Annotated in this window: 18 protein-coding genes; 6 read left to right on the forward strand and 12 right to left on the reverse strand. The window is 44.7% G+C overall.

The genetic code is table 11. The annotated features are described in order from the left end of the window. Positions 1-3 precede the first annotated feature (3 nt). Positions 4-762: a class I SAM-dependent DNA methyltransferase gene (locus H8R94_RS03430; RefSeq protein ID WP_186853897.1), complete on the reverse strand. Its 759-nt coding sequence runs from the start codon at positions 760-762 to the stop codon at positions 4-6. 172 nt (positions 763-934) lie between these two features. Between H8R94_RS03430 and H8R94_RS03435 the strand changes: the two genes are divergently transcribed. Beyond that, positions 935-1,978, forward strand: a complete 1,044-nt coding sequence (locus H8R94_RS03435) for a DUF6709 family protein (protein ID WP_186853898.1) — start codon at positions 935-937, stop codon at positions 1,976-1,978. 122 nt (positions 1,979-2,100) lie between these two features. On the opposite strand, the gene H8R94_RS03440 is transcribed toward H8R94_RS03435, so the two are convergent. The 5 genes from H8R94_RS03440 to H8R94_RS03460 all read right to left on the reverse strand — a co-directional run bounded on the left by H8R94_RS03440 (position 2,101) and on the right by H8R94_RS03460 (position 8,067). Continuing rightward, positions 2,101-3,048, reverse strand: coding sequence for an alpha/beta fold hydrolase (locus H8R94_RS03440; RefSeq protein WP_186853899.1), 948 nt, complete (start codon positions 3,046-3,048; stop codon positions 2,101-2,103). A gap of 52 nt (positions 3,049-3,100) precedes the next feature. Beyond that, on the reverse strand, positions 3,101-4,066 hold the full coding sequence (locus H8R94_RS03445) for a hypothetical protein (RefSeq protein ID WP_186853900.1): 966 nt from the start codon (positions 4,064-4,066) through the stop codon (positions 3,101-3,103). An 83-nt stretch (positions 4,067-4,149) separates the two neighbouring features. Then, positions 4,150-5,868 (reverse strand): single-stranded-DNA-specific exonuclease RecJ, encoded by a 1,719-nt coding sequence (gene recJ / locus H8R94_RS03450; protein WP_186853901.1) that lies wholly within the window; start codon positions 5,866-5,868, stop codon positions 4,150-4,152. A gap of 39 nt (positions 5,869-5,907) precedes the next feature. Further along, entirely contained in the window at positions 5,908-7,164 is a 1,257-nt protein-coding gene (locus H8R94_RS03455) for a peptidoglycan-binding protein (protein WP_118280785.1), read from the reverse strand. A 42-nt stretch (positions 7,165-7,206) separates the two neighbouring features. Next, complete coding sequence (locus H8R94_RS03460) at positions 7,207-8,067, reverse strand: helix-turn-helix transcriptional regulator (protein ID WP_186853902.1); 861 nt, start codon at positions 8,065-8,067, stop codon at positions 7,207-7,209. Positions 8,068-8,236: 169 nt separating this feature from the next. Between H8R94_RS03460 and H8R94_RS03465 the strand changes: the two genes are divergently transcribed. The 3 genes from H8R94_RS03465 to bilR are packed head-to-tail and all read left to right on the forward strand — an operon-like array spanning position 8,237 to position 12,358. Continuing rightward, entirely contained in the window at positions 8,237-9,616 is a 1,380-nt protein-coding gene (locus H8R94_RS03465; protein WP_118280783.1) for an MFS transporter, read from the forward strand. Positions 9,617-9,640: 24 nt separating this feature from the next. After that, positions 9,641-10,393: an alpha/beta hydrolase family protein gene (locus H8R94_RS03470; RefSeq protein WP_186853903.1), complete on the forward strand. Its 753-nt coding sequence runs from the start codon at positions 9,641-9,643 to the stop codon at positions 10,391-10,393. Positions 10,394-10,423: 30 nt separating this feature from the next. Beyond that, positions 10,424-12,358: a bilirubin reductase, long form gene (gene bilR, locus H8R94_RS03475; protein WP_186853904.1), complete on the forward strand. Its 1,935-nt coding sequence runs from the start codon at positions 10,424-10,426 to the stop codon at positions 12,356-12,358. Between the two features lie 100 nt (positions 12,359-12,458). Here the strand turns inward: bilR and pta are convergent, their stop codons facing one another. Then, positions 12,459-13,442, reverse strand: a complete 984-nt coding sequence (gene pta, locus H8R94_RS03480; RefSeq protein ID WP_118280780.1) for a phosphate acetyltransferase — start codon at positions 13,440-13,442, stop codon at positions 12,459-12,461. 114 nt (positions 13,443-13,556) lie between these two features. Next, the gene (gene pdxR / locus H8R94_RS03485; protein WP_118280779.1) at positions 13,557-14,981 is read right to left on the reverse strand and encodes a MocR-like pyridoxine biosynthesis transcription factor PdxR; all 1,425 of its coding nucleotides are present in this window, start codon (positions 14,979-14,981) and stop codon (positions 13,557-13,559) included. 201 nt (positions 14,982-15,182) lie between these two features. Here pdxR and H8R94_RS03490 point away from each other — a divergent pair, with 201 nt between their 5' ends. Both H8R94_RS03490 and H8R94_RS03495 read left to right on the forward strand, forming a co-directional pair. Then, a complete protein-coding gene (locus tag H8R94_RS03490) occupies positions 15,183-15,746 on the forward strand; it encodes an ECF transporter S component (protein WP_118280778.1) in 564 nt (187 codons plus the stop codon). Positions 15,747-15,841: 95 nt separating this feature from the next. Further along, positions 15,842-16,018: a DUF4250 domain-containing protein gene (locus tag H8R94_RS03495; protein ID WP_178010303.1), complete on the forward strand. Its 177-nt coding sequence runs from the start codon at positions 15,842-15,844 to the stop codon at positions 16,016-16,018. A gap of 80 nt (positions 16,019-16,098) precedes the next feature. Here H8R94_RS03495 and purD read toward each other — a convergent pair whose 3' ends face one another. The 4 genes from purD to purE all read right to left on the reverse strand — a co-directional run bounded on the left by purD (position 16,099) and on the right by purE (position 19,670). Beyond that, positions 16,099-17,370 (reverse strand): phosphoribosylamine--glycine ligase, encoded by a 1,272-nt coding sequence (gene purD / locus H8R94_RS03500; protein WP_118281350.1) that lies wholly within the window; start codon positions 17,368-17,370, stop codon positions 16,099-16,101. A 10-nt stretch (positions 17,371-17,380) separates the two neighbouring features. Then, positions 17,381-18,007 carry a phosphoribosylglycinamide formyltransferase gene (purN, locus tag H8R94_RS03505; RefSeq protein ID WP_118280776.1) on the reverse strand — a complete coding sequence of 209 codons (627 nt, stop codon included), beginning with the start codon at positions 18,005-18,007 and terminating at the stop codon, positions 17,381-17,383. Next, a complete protein-coding gene (gene purM, locus H8R94_RS03510; RefSeq protein WP_118280775.1) occupies positions 18,001-19,026 on the reverse strand; it encodes a phosphoribosylformylglycinamidine cyclo-ligase in 1,026 nt (341 codons plus the stop codon). Before purM ends, purN begins: the two co-directional genes overlap by 7 nt. A gap of 134 nt (positions 19,027-19,160) precedes the next feature. Further along, on the reverse strand, positions 19,161-19,670 hold the full coding sequence (gene purE / locus H8R94_RS03515) for a 5-(carboxyamino)imidazole ribonucleotide mutase (protein ID WP_118280774.1): 510 nt from the start codon (positions 19,668-19,670) through the stop codon (positions 19,161-19,163). Positions 19,671-19,705: the final 35 nt, after the last annotated feature.

Consider the following 19,705-nt stretch of genomic DNA (forward strand, 5'->3'; position numbering starts at 1 on the left):
CTTTTATCCTCTCTTCTTTCCCACTTCTCTTGCAATGACATACATGCGCTCAGTCTCCTCCAATACTGGCGTCATGGTATCTGCGTCTAAGATCTCAAGCAGATCCATCCCTCCCTCACGCAATGCCTTTTTTATCGCTTCTATCTCATAGGCGCGCTGATAATGCACCTCTTCAAATCGCATAAAGTAATCTGGATCTTCCTCATCCTGAATATAGAGCGTCAGGTCATATTCGTTGATCCCGGTCGTCTCGTCAAAGGTATTCTCCCAGATAAAACTGCCCTGCTCGCGGTTCTCGGCAAAAGTATTATCCGCCAGTTGACTGCGATACTTATACGGCGTATTCAGGTCAAAGACAAAGATACCGCCCGGATCCAGATAATTATTGACTAAGCGGATAACCTCGACCAGATCTGCATATTCCACGATATAGTTCATGGAATCACATACACTGACCACTGCCGCGACCGTGCCATACAACTCAAAAGCACGCATATCCTGACACAGATAAAGGATGCCCTCTGCAGGATACTCCATGGCAATGCCAAGCATTTCATAAGAATTATCAATGCCGATCATGTCATAGCCGGATTCTGCCAGCCGTCTTGTCATCTTGCCGGTGCCACAGCCCAGATCCGCTACCAGCCCCTCTGTAATTTTATACCGCGCCAAGATGCCCAGTAAATTGTCTTTCCACACATCATAAGGCACATTGTCCATAAAAAGGTCATAGACCTCTGCAAAACTTTCGTACGCTGCCATATTACCTCTTTCCTATAAAAAGGCATACTTGTCCAGTAAACCTTTTTAACCATAAGTAATACTAACACATTTATCCATAAATGCAAACGAAAAGTGGTCTTTGCCCGCCTTGAAAAAATCAGGTACAAACCTTATACTGAGAGAAATAAGACATTGGAGTATGCGAAATCATATGAAAGAAAATTTTGAACATTACATCAGCAGGAGCATCCGCTCCTTCTATCAGCATAGAATTGTATCGCCGATCATCTTTTTAGCCATCTTGGCACTGCTTGCCTTTTTCTATCCGGTCAGCAATCTCATGCGTCCGGCGAGTGCCAGCGGTGAGGACGATATCGAAAAACTATACCAAGACAATGACCGCTACATCGAGATCACGCTGAAAGACCTCTACTTTACCGGTTATACCAAGCGCTGGCTGGATAGCACGGTGGGCTATTATTACTATACGGTCATGGGCGACGACTGCATCATGGTTCTCTTGAATCCGGACGACTCCCAGCAGGGACTTCCGACTATTGACAAGATCAAGATCCGCGGCAAGATCCTATATAATTCCCATGCCATGAGCAAATTGCTGCTCTATCTGTCGGAAGATCTGGCATGGTCGCAGAACGGCATTACTTCCACGATCTCACCTTATATGATCTCACAGCCGGATGCCACCGATCTTGCAACGACACTTTTTAAACTGGTCTATATTTTAAGCGGGCTTTATGCTTTTATCAGTATCATCCGCTATGCCATCTACATTGCCTTTCCGGTGCTCTCCGTACCTGTGCAGAGGCTCCGTTGTTATGGCAAGCCCCGCGAGATCTTAGCGGAAGCCGAGGAAGAACTGGCAACCCTGCCACAGCTTGCCACGGAAGATATGTTCATCACGGAGCATTATTTTATTGAAACGTCCAATTATGGTGTGGCGATCGTGCCGATCAGTCAGATCATCTGGATCTACAAATACTCTACCCTGCATAAGTTTTTGTGGCACCACTTTTCTATTTCCTATACCTTGCATATTACTGCCGCCAAACGTCAGTACATTCATTGTCCGAAAAATATCAAGTCTGACATTGATGGTATCATGGACTATCTGGCAGAAGCCAACCACGATATTCTGGTAGGATTTAACGAAGCCAACCGTCTTAAGGTCGAGGAGATCCAGGGCGACCTTGCCCCGTTCAAGAAGTTCTGGGCATTTCTCAGTAAGAAAGTGTAGGCGACAGTTCGGGCTGGGGATGTGGACAGATGCTGAGGCGAATTTCCTATCACACAAAAATCCCTGCAAGAAACGCCAGCACGTCTCCCGCAGGGACCTTCTATTTTATCTTTTCAGACGGACTATGCTTCCATCTTCTTTTGCATCCACGCATACAGATCCTCATATACTACCTGACGGTCTGTCTCATTTAAGATCTCATGGCGATCATCCTTGTATAATTTCAAGGAAACATCCTGCATGCCTGCTGCAAGGAACTTGTCTCTGGCAGCCTCAACACCCTTGCCCATATTTCCAACTGGATCACTATCACCGGAAACAAAGAAGATCGGCAGATCCTTCTTCATCTTTGCGATGTTGTTTGGATCATTGTCATACTTGGTAGACTCTACCAGTCCACGGTATGCACCTAAGGAAAATGTGTAGGTACACTTTGGATCCTGATAATATTTCTTTACAATATCAACATCCTTTGTCAGCCAACTCTTCTCCGGCCTAGCACCTGTGCAGTCATACTGCTTGTAAGGTGCACCATAGGTCATATCTCTGACCATAGTACTGCGATACTGATCTGAGCGGAAGAAGGATAAGAAATTAATCAACGCAAGTCCTGCATTGATGGTTCCGTCACTCTCTGTACCGGTTCCCATAATGATGGCTCCGTCCAATTCATCCATTTCCTCTGCCTTAACGCACAGACATTTTCTTGTCATATAAGATCCCATGCTGTGTCCCATGATAAAATATGGAAGTGTCGGATATTCTGCTTTGGTCAGTTTGTAGTTGCTGTAGATATCCTCTACCATGATGTCACTCGGATGCTTTGCATGCATGATGCCCCATTCTTTCGGTGAAGAAACAGACTCTCCATGTCCGATATGATCATGTCCTACTACCACGAACCCCTTACTGTTCAAAAATTCTGCAAACGGGCGGTAACGCTCGATGTATTCTACCATGCCGTGTACGATCTGAAGCACGGCAACCGGCTCCTGATCCGGCGTCCACTTGACGCCGTGAATCTGTGTTACCCCATCTGCTGATGCAAATTGATATGTCTGCTCTGCCATTTTATAATCCCCCTTATTATTTGTCTCATATATGTAAATGGTATTGCTACCTTTACTTTTGTGTCTCTGAACCACCGGCATCAGCAAAGGTCTGCTTCATGTGTGCGACCGTCTGCTCTAAATGCGTTGTGCTCTCTTCTTGCTCCATATAACAGGTGCCGATCTTTTCCATCTCTTCCAAGATGCACTCCTGCCTGCTGATATCATCTGTCACACGTCCCTGATACTCCTGCAAAGTCTCGATCAGACCTGCCATAGATGCCTCCGGTGACTCTGTATCAGTCTGTCCCGCGTTATAGCGGCTCACATCCGTTGCCATCTTGCTAAGCGCACGGTTGTTGTCCTTGAGCAAAGAAATAAACTGATGGATCTGTCCACTCATCTCGGTGATCTCCTTCTGGAGATTTTCTGCCTGCTCTAAGGTGTCCGATAACTGTCCGCCAAAGACTTCTGCCAAAGACCGGATCTGCTCTGCGCTACGGATAAAATCCGCGCCCTCGTCGCCCAGTCTCCCCGCATCGATTGCTGCCTGTAAGGCGAGTGCACTGATCGTCCCGGTAAACTTTTCCAAGCCTGACATCTGTTCCATCAGACGCTTGATCTCGGATGTCTCTTTATTGGAGCCTTCCGAAACCGACTTGGCAAGTCCGGTATAATGCTTGCTCTGCTCCATCAGGTCGGTCAATGCCGTCTCCTGCTGGTGTAAAAAATCAGTATGCTTGGCACTTTTTTCCAGGATCTGTCCCACTTGCAGACTATCCTGTCGTAAGACCTCGACACATTCCTGTATGCCATCTTCCATGACCTGCTGGTCATCCCGTGTATCCTTGGCATAACCTACAACCTTGGTCAGGCTTCGATCCATCTTTGCCGCGCTCATCTGTAACTGATCCACATCCATCTGTGCTTCTGCCACATCCGATGCCGCCGTCTGAAGCATAGCCTCGTATGTCTCCACCTGTCGCCCAAGCGTCTCAGCCTGCTGTAACTGTTGCTTCACTTCTTTGCTATGAAACATGCCTGCGCATACCTCCATTCATACATTTTCTTACACAAATGTATACTATGTATTCTACATTTTTTTGTAGTATTATGCAACATCTAGCAGACATTTGATATGACGATCTGCAGGCTTCTTCTGCCACGGAAGTCATTGATCTGCGGATAATATGTAATGGTAATGCATCCCCGCTCGCCTTCAATCTCCTCTAATACCGTCCGCTCCCCAAAATAAAGACCTTCCATGCGACTGCCATCCTCCCCCTGCAGGGTCAGACGCAGGAACTGCTTTTGTTTGCCGATAGGCATTTTTCGCAGGATGCAGACATTTTTTTGCGCGAATACCGGCTTGGGATTGCCATTTCCAAATGGCTCTAATCTTTCCAACTGCCCGATCAATTCCTCACTGATGTAGGAAAAAGGCATAGGCACATCAATGTGGATGAGCGTCTGCATTTCCTCTTTTGTCATCTGCGTATTGGCATTGATGGCTGTCCGAAAGGCATCTATATTTTCGACCGGAAGAGACAGACCTGCCGCCATAGGATGTCCACCAAATTTGCTAAAAAGTTCCTTGCACTTGCACATCTCATCATACATGGAAAAACCTTCGACAGACCTGCCGCTGCCTTTTGCCCCATTTCCGTCTGCCGCATCCACCAGAATAAAGGTCGGGCGCTCATAGCGTTCCCGGATGCGCCCGGCTATGATGCCTGCGACACTCTCATGCACCTGTGGCAGATAAATGACTAAGACAGGCGCATCCGCGTCTGCCGCCTGCTCGATCTGTGCGATCGCCTGCGCAACGCCCTGTTCGGTCATGACCTTTCTTTCTTCATTCAACTGGCGCAATGTTTCCGCCAATCCGGCTGCGCTTTCTATATCCTCAGCCTCCAAAAGTTCCAAGGCCTTTGTAGCAGAATCCAGCCTGCCGCTGGCATTTAAACAGGGACCTAAGACAAAGCCGACATGATAGGCACTGATGTCCTCTGGCGCAAGATCACAGCGTGCGATCAGAGTCTGCATCCCCAGATTCTTGGTATGGCGCAGCCGGTCTATACCAAGGGCTACGATCGTTCTATTTTCTTCGACCAGTTCCATGACATCCCCGATCGTTGCAAAAGCCGCATTTTCCATAAAACGCATGGCTTCCTGACGCGCAATGCCTGCCGCTTCATATAATACCCAGATCACTTTCCATGCCACGACCGCTCCACACAACTTTTTACACGGATACATGCAGTCCTCCCGCTTGGGATCGACCACGGCATCCGCCGGCGGCAGATGATAGACTTTTTTGCCTTCGACCATTTCGTAAGGCACCTCATGATGGTCCGTCACGATCACCTCTATGCCCGCCTCCTTGGCATAGGCGATGGCATCCGCCGCCGCGATCCCATTATCGCAGGTGATGACAAGACCGATCCCATCAGCCACGCACTTTTCCATCAGACGGATATTGACACCATAACCGTCCTCGATACGGTCGGGTATGGCATAGTCTACGATCGCCCCCAGACGCAGCAGTCCCTGATGCAGAATATAAGTCGCCTGGATCCCATCAATATCATAATCGCCAATGATACGGATCTTTTTTTTCTCTTTTATCGCCTTTTGCAAAAGAGCGACCGCCACATCCATATCCTTTAAGGCTTTTCCATCCCCAAGGTCTTTTTCGCTGGGATGCAAAAATGCAGTAATGGCTGCATCCTCCGTCAAATCGCGATTGACGAGTATGCGCGCCACTACCGGATCGATCTGATATTTTTTGCCCATTGCGGTAAAATCTGCCCGCTTACTATACATGAGCCATTTTGCCATGTTTTTTCCTCTTTTCTCTATCTGTAACTTGTATCTTTTTTACAATTCCGCTATACCGGTTACTCCCACATAGATCTGGGAGATTTTATACCATGTACGATAGTCTACCACACCTGTCGCCGGCAGTCCAAAAATAGATTGGAAGGTACGCACCGCTTCCGCTGTCAAAGGTCCATAAATACCATCCACAGCCACACGCGGAATCGCCGGATAATCCCCTGCTATCACATTCAGATGTTCCTGCAGCTGGCTCACCTTTTTTCCTTCTGAACCCACGGACAGTTCTCCTGCCCAGGATGTCGGTATGCCACTGATTTCTTCCGCTGTGCTAATATAGATATTACTGCCATAATAATAACGAAGAATTTCTATGGTACGAAGCCCCTGATCTGCCAAATCTTTCGAGCCCCACTGACTGAGCCACTTTGGACATCGTACATTTTTCCCATCACAATATTGCGTCAAAATTGGTTGCTTGACATTTGGTCGTGCCAGATAATTGGTATACATTTCATCGACCACTTGTGAAATCGATTCAAAGATGGTACGTCCATACGACCATTTTTGATCGTATGCCGTTGATGATGTAATGGTAAAATCATACCCTTTGCCACGATACCACTCCGTATAAACACGGTTCAGTGTAAATGACATAATGGCAAGTACATTTGCACGAATTGCAGCATCCGGCCAGGTCGCATAGATTTCACTGGATGCCACATTTTTGATATAATCCGGATATGTCACATAATAGTTCTTCGCTTTTGCATCGGACGGAGTTCCATCATGCACAATAATATACTCTGGGATCACCACGCGGCTTAAAACGATTTCTCCGGTTTCAGTAACTGGTTTTACCTCTGTCTCCGGAATTTTAGGCGTTTGCGGTACATAAAGCGTATTGCCGGGCACCACAATTTCTTCTGTTTTTCCTGTCATACTTCCCGTGGGGATCAAAGGAACCGGCTGCAGTGACAGTTCCTGCGGCAATACCTCCGCATTTGTCAGTTCTAATGTTTCATACCCTGCAGCTTCTACCACGATATTATATTGTCCATAAGGCATCCCCATTGCCTGCGATTCTAAGCTGTATTCTAACGGCGGTGTTTCTACACGTATATCCGGAATCTGTCCTGCTCCGTCCGAAACATAACTTGCTATTTTCTCACCATCTGACGCCCGGTAAATGCTCACCTGCGCCCCACGCACCGGTCCTCTGTTAGTACTATCATATAATTCAATTTCGAGTTCTCCTGAAGATGCAAATCCTATGTTTCCTGGTGTTGTCACATCCATTTTTTTCTCCTGCAGCCATCGTCTCTTTACTATATGACAGCATTAGGAAATGCGTGATTTTTCATCCACACTTCGATCAATCTGTAAATTCTTATAATACTGCATAGGTGTCACACCATATTCTTTCTTAAATGCCCGGAAGAAATGGTTGTACCCACCAAATCCACCCAGTTCATACACTTCGCGAATGCTTTTCCCCTGCTCAATATAGCGTCTGCAAAGATCAAGTCTTGCCTTTACAATATAAGCATGTGGTGTCTCTCCGGTCATTTTTTTAAATTCTCTTACAATGTGATACCGGCTGACATAGAATTCATCCTCTAAACGTTCCAGCGTAATATCCTCCGTCAAATGTTCCTTAATATAAATAAAGATATCATCCATCACCACATGTTTTTTCTTATTCACCTTATGCTGTCTGTCCTCCTGCACAGACGAGCGCAATGCCAAAATAAGCAAAATGGTCAACTGGCTCTTCTCATATAATGCATGTGCAAATTTTTGTTCTTCTTTTGCCATTGCATAGAGTTTTTTCGAAATATTTTTAATCAGCATTGCTGCTTCACTCTCTGCATGTACCATTTTTACCTGAAATGGTACGACATCAAACGCCGCATTCAAATCGGTATGTTCATCGGAAAGTGTTTTTAGTAAGTCAGCGCCAACATAAAGAACATACAGTTCCAACGGATATTTGTTTTTACGGTATTCCAATTTGATACGATTGCCGGGTTTGATAAAAATAAGATCTTCCATCGTACAAACCTCATTCCGTTCCTCTGCCTGTAAATAGGAAACACCGCCAACAACAAAAATAATGGTATGACGATTGCTTTGTCCAAAACTTCTCTGACCGCTCTCCACAATCTTTACATGCTCCATTTCATATCCTTGTCTCTTCATATGTTCACTTTGCACATTCCTTCCCTATATTTTTTGTTTATTTTGTCAATTTTAACGATATATCAATTTTTCATAGTTTGCAAGCAATTTTTGTATATGTGACCTCTTTTTTTGTTTCTATAATAATACTGTAGCTACCAAAACATTATAAAACGAGAGGTATTTTATTATGAAAGAAACAAGACCTTTTTCTATGAAGGACAAAATCGGCTACACTCTGGGGGATTTAGGGTGTTGCTGTACGGAACAATTCCGTGCTATGTATCTAGCAATTTTTTACACATTGGTATTAAAAGTAAATCCAGTACACGTCGGTATCTTAATGTTGGTGACCAAATTGTGGGATGCCATCAACGATCCACTCATCGGTGCATTGGTTGATAGCCACAAAAACACCGGAAAAGGTAAATTTATTCCTTGGATTAAATTTTTCGCTTTCCCAACTGCTGTTCTTTGCGTGTTAGGATTTGTTAATGTAAGTAACTTCGCATATGGTGCCCGTCTTGCATATATGTTCATTACTTATGTTGTATATGAAATTATGTACACTTGCGTCAACGTTCCATTCGGAAGTCTTTCCAGTGTTATGACAGACGATGTAAACCAGCGTACAGATCTTTCCCGCTATAGAAGTCTTGGTGGAACCATTTTCATGACGGTTATCGTTATCGCTGGTCCATTATTCCTTTACAAGGATAACCAGCCAGTACCTAGTCATTTTCTGATGATGGCTGCTGTCTGTGCCGTTATCGGTTTCATCTGCTTGATGATTACAGCAAACTGGTGTAAAGAGCGTGTCATTACAGAACCTATAAAAGAAGAAAAAGAAAAACTCAATTACTTACAAGTATTAAAAGATATCACCAAAAACAAAGCTTTACTCGGTGTTATGTTATCAAGCTTTATCGGTATCGTTGGTGCAGGTATGGTAAACGGATTGAATACTTATTTATTCCGTGACTACTTTGGAAACGTTGCTATCATGGCAATTTCTGGTATGTTAAGTGTCCTTTGGTCACTCATCGCTTTCGTTGGTATCAAGTTTGTTGCAAAGAAATTTGGTAAAAAAGAATGGATTATGTACAGTGCTACTTTCTCTGTCGTTGTATTTGCCATTTTATTCTTCTTCCCAATGAAGAATCCTTTGCTCTTTATCATCATCAACGGTATCTGCTATCTCGGTGTCAGCGGTTTCCAGGTATTAATCTGGGCACTTGTAAATGATGCCATTGATTATCAGGAACTCCAGACTGGAAAGCGTAACGAAGGTATCGTTTACTCTGCTTACACTTTCTTCCGTAAGCTTGCAAATGCAGTATCTGGAAGTATGAGTAGTTTCGCACTTGCGATTGCTGGATTTAACGTAAATCTGGAAGTACAGAGTGACGCTTTCGCTGGACATCTCTGGAAAACCTATACCGGCTTATATGTTGTTGGTTACTTATTAGCTGTACTTGTATTAAAGTTTGTATATCCATTAACCAAAGAAAAAACAGAAGAAATGTTACATCAGTTAGCAGATAAGAGAAACGCTGCAAACGCTGAATAATTTTTAGAAAAGAGGTAAATCACATTGATCAAACAAGTCGAACTTACCAATCGTTCCGGTCACGTTTTACGCGGAATTGTAGATATCCCAGATGAGGGTTCACGTTTTCCTGCCATTGTAAATGTACATGGCTTTACTGGAAATAAGAGTGGCTACAAAAACAGTTATACGCAAACGGCAAGATTTCTTGCAAAGCATGGTTTTGCCAGCGTACGTTTCGATTTATTCGGAAACGGGGAGAGTGATGGAGAGTTTGAAGATATGACATTTACCGGCATTCTTGAAGATATTGAAGATATTATAAATTGGACAAAACAGCAGGATTTTGCTGATCCGGAAAAAGTAATTCTTTCCGGTCAGAGCATGGGCGGCTATGCAGCCGCTACTGCTGCTCCAAGAGTAAACCCTTACGCATTGATTCTCATGTGTCCGGGTGCCGGTATGTGGTTTGGATGTAAGGAACGCGCCGAAGCTATGGAGGCAAAAGGCATCACAAGTGCTGATATTGAAGGACTTTGCTTTGCAACATCTTTTAATCATGATTTATACCAGTACGAGCCGTTTTCTTCCGCTGCTGGTTACGAAGGTCCTGTCCTTATCGTTCGTGGTACCGCTGATGATTTAGTAGACGATGCTACCTGCCACAAATATGAAACACTTTATTCTGGAAAATGCACCTATCAGACCATCGAAGGTGCAAACCATAACTTTGCCAGTGCTTCTGCAAGAAAAGAATTAAATGAATCTATTCTTACCTTCTTGCAGGCATTAAAATAAATGAAACAGACTTGAAAGGAAGTATGACTTATGAAACTATTAGAACCTATCGCAGTTGGAAAAACAACCTTTAAGAACCGCTTGATGTTCCCTCCGCTTACAACCGGATATGAGGAAAAAGACGGTTCTATCGGTGAGCAGAGTTTCCGTTTTTACGAACGCCTCGCTAAGGGTGGTGTTGGTTATATTGTAATCGGAGACGTTGCGCCTCTTGCAACATTCTCTCCTACACCAAAGCTTTTTTCTCCTGCACAGGCAGAAGGATTCAAAAGACTCGCAGATGCTTGTCACGAAAATGGTGCAAAGCTTGGAATCCAGTTATTCCATCCGGATTACAACGTTGCCGCATTAAATGATTTATTCCATCAGGGAAAAATGCAGGAAGCAAGAGCAAAATTGCATCATGATATGCAGCATTTTGTAAACGAAGTAACTGCAGAAGAACTTGAAGAGATCATCAAGCACATGGAAAACTGCGCTATTTTAGCACAGGAAGCTGGTGTTGACTGTATTGAAGTACATGGAGACCGTCTGGTTGGTTCTCTCTGCTCTCCAATCTTAAACCACAGAACAGATGAATATGGTGGAGATCTTGCAAACCGTACACGTTTTGCATTAACACTCGTAAAACGGTTAAAGACCGTTGTTCCAGATATGGTGATTGATTATAAACTTCCTATTGTAACTCCACTCGGCGAAAATGCATTCCGTGGTAAAGGTGGTCTTCCATTTGATGAAGCTTGCATTTTTGCAAAAGAATTGGAAGCTGCTGGCGTAGACACCCTTCACGTAGCGCAGGCAAACCACACAGGAAATATGGGTGATACCATTCCTGCTATGGGAACACAGCCATACGGCTTTATGGTTTCTTACTCTAAGAAGATCAAGGAAATCGTTTCGATTCCAGTATCCGTTGTAGGACGTATTGTGACACCAGAAGCTGCTGAAGCTGTACTTACCAGCGGTTCTGCTGATATTATCGCACTTGGTCGTTCTTTGCTTGCAGATCCTGATTTTGCTAATAAGTGTGCAGATAACCACGCTGGTTGTGTCAGAACATGTATGATGTGTAACAAGGGTTGTACCGACAACATTCAAAACCGTGCATTCTTAAGCTGCGTTTTAAATGCAGAAAATGGTTATGAAGCAAGCCGTCAGATTACTCCTGCTGCTACTGCAAAACGTGTTGCTATCGTTGGTGCCGGAATTGCAGGCTTAGAAGCTGCCCGTGTTGCTGCTTTGCGTGGTCACCAGGTTACTATTTTTGAAAAGTCATTACAGATTGGTGGACAGTTATTGATTGCAAGTGTTCCACCAAGAAAAGAAGAAATGATGCGTAGTATCAACTACTACTGCAACGTATTACCAGAATTAGATGTCACCTTCCGTCTTGGTCAGGAATTTAGTGAAAAAGATTACGCTTCCTTCGATGAAGTCATCGTTGCAACAGGTGCAACGAATGCCATCATCCCAGTTCCTGGAAAAGACCTTCCAACGGTTGTCAGTGCATGGGATGTTCTTGCAAAGAAAGAAATCGTATTTGGCAAGGTATCTGTCATCGGTGGCGGACTTGTCGGTGTCGAAACAGCTGAATATCTGGCTTCTCGCGGATGCAAGGTTACCATCGTTGAAATGATGGACCAGATTGCAAAAGAAGAAAGCAACACCGTTCTTCCTACATTGATGAAAGAATTAAACAGCCATGAAGTAGAAGTTCTCACTTCTGCTAAATTGATGGAAATCACAGAAAATGCGGTTATCGTTGAAAAGACAGTTGACGAAAAGACAGAAAAAGCAGAAGTTGCTTCTGATTTCGTTGTTATGGCTGTTGGTGCAAAGAAGAATGTCGCAGAATTAAACAATTGCACATTGCCAATCCACTATGTTGGTGACTGTGCCGGCGAACGTCCAAGCAACATTGATCATGCAATCAAATCTGCTTACGACGTAGCATGTGAATTATAAAAGCACTTCTTTTCGAAGTTGTTTTATAACAGAATAATGAAACTCCCAAAAAAGGCGCTCTGCATAAGCAGAACGCCTTTTGTATTACTTACAATATGATTTATGCAAGTGCTGCTGTAATGATAGCCATAGAGTAAACTTCTGCGGCATTACATCCACGGGACAAGTCGTTAACTGGAGCATTTAATCCTAAAAGAATAGGACCATATGCCTCGAAGTTACCAAGTCTCTGTGCAATCTTGTAACCAATATTACCTGCATTGATATCAGGGAAGATAAAGGTATTTGCATGACCTGCTACTTCTGAATCCTTACACTTTGTACGAGCAACACGTGGTGAAACGGCTGCATCAAACTGAATCTCTCCCTCGATTGGAAGGTTCGGGAATTTTGCCTTTGTCTTAGCTGCTGCATTACGCATCTTATCTACATCTTCGCCCTTACCGGAACCAAGTGTTGAATAACTAAGGAATGCAACCTGTGGGTCAATACCGAAGATTCTAGCACATTCTGCTGTCTCTCCAGCGATTTCCACCAATTCGTCCTCTGTAGGATGAATATTGATTGCGCAGTCTGCCATAGCAAGTACTTCGTTCTCACCTGTAGCAGCTGGACGAACCATGATAAAGCAAGAAGATACGATAGAGTTGCCCGGCTTTGTCTTAATCAACTGCAAAGCAGGTCTTACGGTATCTGCTGTAGAATATGTTGCTCCTCCAAGTAAAGAATCAGCAACGCCCATCTTTACAAGCATGGTACCAAAGTAGTTTGCCTGTGAAAGAATGCCTCTTGCCTGCTCCGGGGTAACGCCCTTTTTCTTTCTCAGTTCGCAGAACATCTCGATCATCTCGTCCATTCTATCGTAATTTGCTGGATCAATGATCTCTGCGCCACGGATATTAAATCCACTCTTTTCTGCTGCTGCTTCTACTTCCTCCGGCTTTCCGATCAAGATCGGTGCTAAGAAATTAGATGCAAGAAGTCTTGAGGATGCCTCAAGAATACGAGGATCGGTTCCTTCTGTGAAAACGATCTTCTTTGGGTTTTCTTTTAAAATGTCAATTAACTGTCCAAATCCAAACATAACTGTTTCCTTTCATACAAATTTATTTCTTATTTTCCATCCATCATTCTAACACGCTTGGATTATTTTTCAATCGCTTTCGCGCAAAATCATGTTTTTTCTACAAGACAATAGTTAGTTTATACAAACCTGATAGATTTCTTCCAGAACTTCTGGCAGGTCTTGCGGATCGATCGCCGTATAATTGATGATAAATGTATGCGGGATCACCTGACTGCCGTCATAGGTATAATCGCTCATACCCCGCAGGCGGATGCCCCTTTGTTGCAACTGATCCTTGATAACGCTGTCCTCTTTTTGTGTATCAATATGTAAAAGAAAATGCAAGCCGGCATCCTCCTCATAGATGGATGCCATCTGCCACAGACGGCTTTCCTTTAATTTGGCAATGACCTGATTTCGGTGGTTCTTGTAAAAATTGCGCATACGGTTGATATGCTTTTCAAAGTAGCCCTGCTGCAAAAAAGCAGCCAGGGTGTACTGCTCAAAATTTGACACCGTGCAGGCATAAAAGCCTAAATTCTCTTGGAATTTTCCGACCAGCGTCCGGGGTAGAACCATATAACTGATACGGATAGAGGGGGTCAGGCTCTTGGAAAAGGTATTCAGATAGATCACCCGCCCCGCTCCATCAATGCTCTGCAAGGTCGGAATGGGCAGACCGCCAAAACGGAACTCACAGTCATAGTCATCCTCAATGATATAACGTCCCTCTTTTTCGGCTGCCCAGGCAAGCAACTTCTGCCGCCTGCTGATAGGCATAGCAATACCGGTCGGGAAATGGTGGGTCGGCGATGTATGGATGATCTCTACCTTTTGCTTTCTCAGCGACTCCATGGAAAGTCCATGCGCATCCAGATCCACATAGCGGTAGTCCACGCCATTATGCGCATAGATCTTCGCCAGTTTTTGATAGCCCGGATTTTCGATGCCATAGACATGGTCTCTCCCCAAAAGTTGGATGAGCAGATGATACAAATACTCGGTTCCCGCACCGATCACGATCTGTTCCGGCAAAATACGCATACCGCGAAAATGATACAGATGGTCCGCGATCGCCTGCCGCAGTTCATAGACACCTTGCGGTGGCGACGGCAAAAGCACATCCTTCGATTGGCCACTTAATACAGCACGCATCAGGTGTGACCACGTGCTCATAGGGAAGCGTTCCCGGTCTACATGGTTGGATGCAAAATCCATCCGCCAGTTTGCCTTTGTTTCCTCGTGGCTGGCATCGTCCCCCTCAATAAAAATTTTCACCGCAGGATCCTCTTGTAAAGGTTCTGTCAGATAGGGCTGCACCGCCGCCACATAATAACCCTTTTTCTCCACGGCATAGATATATCCCTCTACCAACAACTGCTCATAGGCACTGGCAATAGTCATCACGGAAAGTCCCAACTGCTTGGCAAAAGCCCGCTTGGACGGCAGGTGTTCCCCCTCTTTTAATCTTCCTTCCTCAATATCTTCTTTTAATACTTCATATAAATATTGGTAGTAGGGTTTTTCGCCCCTCTCCTCAAAAGTATAGGTAAGCATATACATTCCTCTATTTTTCTTTTTTCGTAAAAATCGGCTTTTCCTAGTATTTCTCTAGGTTTTTCAGTATTTTTTAATCTGGTATGGTCGAATTTGTTTAAAATGGTTATTTTCACATAACCAATTATGCATATAATGATACTCAGTTACTCGCACAAAAGCAAGACTTTTGACAAGATAAAAGAAAGAAGAGGGAAAAATATGAAAACGAAAAAATTGATTTTTGCAGCTTTATTTGCAGCACTGACCTGTGTTGCTACCATGATCATCAAGGTACCGACACCTACCATGGGTTATATCCATCCAGGTGATTCTATTGTACTTTTGTCAGGATTTTTACTTGGACCACTTTATGGCGGACTTGCAGCCGGTATTGGTTCTATGTTCTCTGACTTATTTGGCGGATACTTCTCCTATGCACCGGCAACCTTTGTCATCAAGATGCTTACCGCTGTATTTGCCAGCCTAGTTTACCGTGCTTTTACCAAGAAACTTTCCGAAGTTTCCGGTGGCAAGCAGGCAGCCTTTACCGCGATCAGTGGTGTCGTTGGCGAAGCCTTCATGGTATTTGGATACTTTGTATTTGAGATCTTTTTGATGGCACTCGCAGCAGGCGATGGTTTCTCAAGCACAAGCCTTGCCGCAGGTCTGGCATCCTCAGCCAGCGGTGTTCCGTTCAACATCGTGCAGGGACTCTTTGGTGTGATCCTTTCCACCATCCTGTATCCACTCTTAAAGAAACCGCTTGCGCAGTATTCTAAATAATTTTGTAGTAAATTCATTTTCATTTGCAAATTTTACATTCTTACATATAATATATATGTCTAAGAAAGCACATTCGTTTATAAAGGAGTATGAAAATGAATTTACCACTAGATCCCATGATGCTGCTCAGTGTCGTCAACATGAATTTAAGAGACCGATATCCATCCCTTGCAGAGTTTTGTGCGGCAGAGAATGTCGATCAGGCAGATCTTAAAAAACGACTGGCAGCCATTGATTATTATTATGAAGCAGACAGCAACCAGTTCCGCTGATGTTCGCTTACTGTCCAGACATGAAAAAAGGTTTGTGAAGCCTTCCCAGGTTTCACAAACCTTTTTACTTTTGGTTCTTTTTACGCCTCGTCAATCGCCTTGCCGATGTCGTGGCGCATATATTTGTTTTCAAAAGAGATCCAGTCTGTTGCCGCATAAGCCTTGGCTCTGGCGTCCTTTAAATCCTTGCCCTTGGCTGTAACACCAAGTACACGTCCGCCATTTGTCACGATCTGTCCTGCATCATTTAAGGCTGTACCTGCATGGAAGCAGAAATACTCCTCATTGTCGAACTTATCAAAGCCTGTGATTGGAAATCCCTTCTGGTAGGAAACCGGATAACCATCTGATGCAAGTACCACGCAGACGGCTGCATTATCCTCAAATTCCAGCGTCAACTGATCTAAAGTGCCATCCACACATGCTTCCATAACATCTATAATATCATTCTTCATACGCGGCAGTACAACCTGTGCCTCCGGATCTCCAAATCTGGCATTGTATTCCAAAACCTTTGGTCCGTCCTCCGTGAGCATCAAGCCAAAGAAGATAACACCCTTAAACTCTCTGCCCTCGGCTGCCATAGCATCCACTGTCGCCTGATATACATATTTCTTGCAAAATTCATCCACTTCCTTGGTGTAGAAAGGACTTGGAGAAAAGGTTCCCATGCCTCCGGTATTTAAACCTGTATCTCCATCCCCGGCACGCTTGTGATCCTGCGCGCTGCTCATGATCTGGATGGTCTTGCCGTCCACAAAAGAAAGCACAGAGACCTCGCGTCCGGTCATAAACTCCTCGATGACCATGGTATTGCCGGCATCTCCGAACTTCTTGTCCATCATGATGGTATGTACCCCTTCGATGGCTTCTTCCAGGGTATTGCAGATCAATACACCCTTGCCCAGTGCAAGACCATCTGCCTTTAATACGATCGGCATCTTGGCGGTCTTTAAATAAGCGATCGCTGCCTCTGCATCGTCAAAACGCTCATAGGCTGCCGTAGGAATATTGTATTTTTTCATAAGATCCTTGGAAAATGCCTTGCTTCCTTCCAGAATTGCCGCATTTTTTCTCGGTCCAAAGACCTTTAAGCCCTCTGCTTCAAAAGCATCCACAATACCACCGACCAAAGGGTCATCCATACCAATGATTGTAAAATCAATGGCGTTTTCCTTAGCAAATGCAACTAATTTATCAAAATCCATGGCACCGATCGGTACACATTCAGCGATCTGACCGATTCCGGCATTGCCCGGTGCACAGTAGATCTTGTCTACCCTTTTACTTTTTGCCACGCTCATACAGATCGCGTGCTCACGACCGCCACTGCCTACAACTAATACTTTCATGCCATTCTCCTTACTCCGCAATTCTAACTTTTCCATCTACCACGCTAACCTTGCCTCTTGCGATCAGATCGATCGCCTGCGGCATGATCTGCCATTCTGCCTCTTCCATCACACGACGCTGTAAAACTTCCGGTGTATCATCCTGCTGCACAACTACTGCCTTTTGTAAAATGATCGGTCCCGTATCTGTCCCCTCGTCCACAAAATGCACGGTCGCACCTGTCACCTTGACACCTCTGGCAAGCACACCCTCGTGCACTTTCAAGCCATAGTAGCCGGTTCCGCAAAAGGACGGAATGAGCGACGGATGGATATTGATGATACGATTGCGATATTTCTTTATCATGATCTCCGGGATCACGACCAAAAATCCGGCGAGTACGACCAGATCCACCTTGGCTGCATCCAGTTTTTCCAAAAATGCCGCATTAAAGGCATCCCTGTTCTCATAAGATTTCGGCGAAATACAGATACCCTCAATACCAGCCTTTTTCGCACGTTCCAAGGCATAGGCATTTGGATTGTTGCTGATGACCAGGGAGATCTCGGTATCATGGATCCGCCCTGCTTCTATCGCATCAATGATCGCCTGAAGATTGGTACCGCCACCGGACACACAAACTGCTAATTTTAACATAGATCTACACCCTTTTCACCATCAATGATCTTACCAACAACATATGGTCTATCCCCAGCAGAACGCATTGCTTCCATGGTCTTATCGACATCTGCCGGATCCACGGCAACGATCATGCCAAGTCCCATATTGTATGTATTATACATCATGTGTTCATCCACATTTCCTTTTTCTGCCATCAACTTAAAGATTGCCGGCACTTCATAGGAATTCTTCTCTACAACGGCACGCTTGCCTTCCGGCAACATACGCGGGATATTCTCATAGAAGCCGCCGCCTGTGATATGGCTGCATGCCTTGACTGTCACACCTGCATCCTTAACCGCCTTTAATGCCTTGACATAGATTCTGGTAGGCGCAAGCAATGCCTCTCCCAGTGTTGTGCCAAGTTCGTCATAATAGGTATCCAAAGACTCTTTTGTCATGTCAAAGATCTTGCGCACCAGAGAAAATCCGTTGGAATGTACCCCGGTAGATGCCATACCGATCAGTACATCGCCATCCTTTAAATTCTCACCGGTAATGATGTCCTTCTTGTCTACGACACCAACGGCAAAACCTGCCAGATCATACTCATCTTCCGGCATAAGTCCCGGATGCTCTGCCGTCTCGCCGCCGACCAGAGCACAGCCGGACTGCTTACAGCCTTCGGCTACACCGCTGACGATGGTTGCGATCTTTTCCGGATAATTCTTGCCACAAGCAATGTAATCTAAGAAGAAAAGTGGCTCGCCACCTGCACATGCCACATCATTGACACACATGGCAACCGCATCAATACCGATGGTATCATGCTTGTCCATAAGAAATGCCAGTTTTACCTTGGTACCACATCCATCTGTACCGGAAAGAAGAACCGGTTCCTCCATATCCTTGATGGATGAAAGATCAAATGCACCGGAAAATCCGCCAAGACCGCCCAAAACTTCCGGTCTCATGGTCTCCTGCACATATTTTTTCATCAATTTGACAGATTCATAACCTGCCTCAATATCTACACCTGCTTTTTTGTAATCCATGCTTTTCACTACTCCTTTTGTGCTGTTATGAGTATCTCTGTTCCCATTATAAAACCTGTGTCTTAGAAATTCTAGTAATAAAAACTACTAGGATATATTAGTCATCCTAATATATCCTAGTCCCATGCATCTTATTATTTTTCCATATAAGCCTTGTAGCCCACTTCCTGTAAGCGCGCGTCTTTCTCTACGACCTGATCTTTCAGATCCTCGCTGTATTTCTTTAACCTCTCTAAGATCTCATCATCGCTGGTCGCTAAGATCTTGGCTGCCAAAATGCCCGCATTTGCCCCACCATTGATAGCGACGGTCGCAACCGGGATACCGCTTGGCATCTGCACGATAGAATACAAAGAATCCACACCGCCAAGATCAGATGTCTTCATTGGGATACCAATGACCGGCATTGGGAAAAGTGCTGCGCACATGCCCGGAAGATGTGCTGCCTTTCCGGCTCCCGCAATGATGACCTTAAAGCCTCTTGCCTCTGCCCCCTTCGCATATTCAAAGAACACATCCGGCTCTCTGTGTGCGGAAATGATCGTCATTTCATAATCGATCCCCAGTTGTTCCAAGACCTCTGCTGCCTTTGCCATGATCGGCATATCAGAGTCGCTGCCCATTACAATTCCTACTTTAGCCATTTTCTTTTCCTCCTTAAATTGTAAGTCTCTTCTAT

The sequence above is a fragment of the Roseburia lenta genome, from assembly GCF_014287435.1.
In the GTDB taxonomy this organism is placed as follows: domain Bacteria; phylum Bacillota; class Clostridia; order Lachnospirales; family Lachnospiraceae; genus Pararoseburia; species Pararoseburia lenta.

What these genes read in the sequence shown, in the direction of transcription:
- pdxR (WP_118280779.1), bottom strand. Translation starts at nt 14,981, where the DNA reads ATGCTTACCTATACTTTTGAGGAGAGGGGCGAAAAACCCTACTACCAA.
- bilR (WP_186853904.1), top strand. Translation starts at nt 10,424, where the DNA reads ATGAAACTATTAGAACCTATCGCAGTTGGAAAAACAACCTTTAAGAAC.
- H8R94_RS03435 (WP_186853898.1), top strand. Translation starts at nt 935, where the DNA reads ATGAAAGAAAATTTTGAACATTACATCAGCAGGAGCATCCGCTCCTTC.
- purN (WP_118280776.1), bottom strand. Translation starts at nt 18,007, where the DNA reads ATGTTAAAATTAGCAGTTTGTGTGTCCGGTGGCGGTACCAATCTTCAG.
- H8R94_RS03440 (WP_186853899.1), bottom strand. Translation starts at nt 3,048, where the DNA reads ATGGCAGAGCAGACATATCAATTTGCATCAGCAGATGGGGTAACACAG.
- recJ (WP_186853901.1), bottom strand. Translation starts at nt 5,868, where the DNA reads ATGGCAAAATGGCTCATGTATAGTAAGCGGGCAGATTTTACCGCAATG.
- purE (WP_118280774.1), bottom strand. Translation starts at nt 19,670, where the DNA reads ATGGCTAAAGTAGGAATTGTAATGGGCAGCGACTCTGATATGCCGATC.
- H8R94_RS03460 (WP_186853902.1), bottom strand. Translation starts at nt 8,067, where the DNA reads ATGAAGAGACAAGGATATGAAATGGAGCATGTAAAGATTGTGGAGAGC.
- pta (WP_118280780.1), bottom strand. Translation starts at nt 13,442, where the DNA reads ATGTTTGGATTTGGACAGTTAATTGACATTTTAAAAGAAAACCCAAAG.
- H8R94_RS03465 (WP_118280783.1), top strand. Translation starts at nt 8,237, where the DNA reads ATGAAAGAAACAAGACCTTTTTCTATGAAGGACAAAATCGGCTACACT.
- H8R94_RS03490 (WP_118280778.1), top strand. Translation starts at nt 15,183, where the DNA reads ATGAAAACGAAAAAATTGATTTTTGCAGCTTTATTTGCAGCACTGACC.
- H8R94_RS03495 (WP_178010303.1), top strand. Translation starts at nt 15,842, where the DNA reads ATGAATTTACCACTAGATCCCATGATGCTGCTCAGTGTCGTCAACATG.
- purD (WP_118281350.1), bottom strand. Translation starts at nt 17,370, where the DNA reads ATGAAAGTATTAGTTGTAGGCAGTGGCGGTCGTGAGCACGCGATCTGT.
- H8R94_RS03445 (WP_186853900.1), bottom strand. Translation starts at nt 4,066, where the DNA reads ATGTTTCATAGCAAAGAAGTGAAGCAACAGTTACAGCAGGCTGAGACG.
- H8R94_RS03430 (WP_186853897.1), bottom strand. Translation starts at nt 762, where the DNA reads ATGGCAGCGTACGAAAGTTTTGCAGAGGTCTATGACCTTTTTATGGAC.
- purM (WP_118280775.1), bottom strand. Translation starts at nt 19,026, where the DNA reads ATGGATTACAAAAAAGCAGGTGTAGATATTGAGGCAGGTTATGAATCT.
- H8R94_RS03455 (WP_118280785.1), bottom strand. Translation starts at nt 7,164, where the DNA reads ATGGATGTGACAACACCAGGAAACATAGGATTTGCATCTTCAGGAGAA.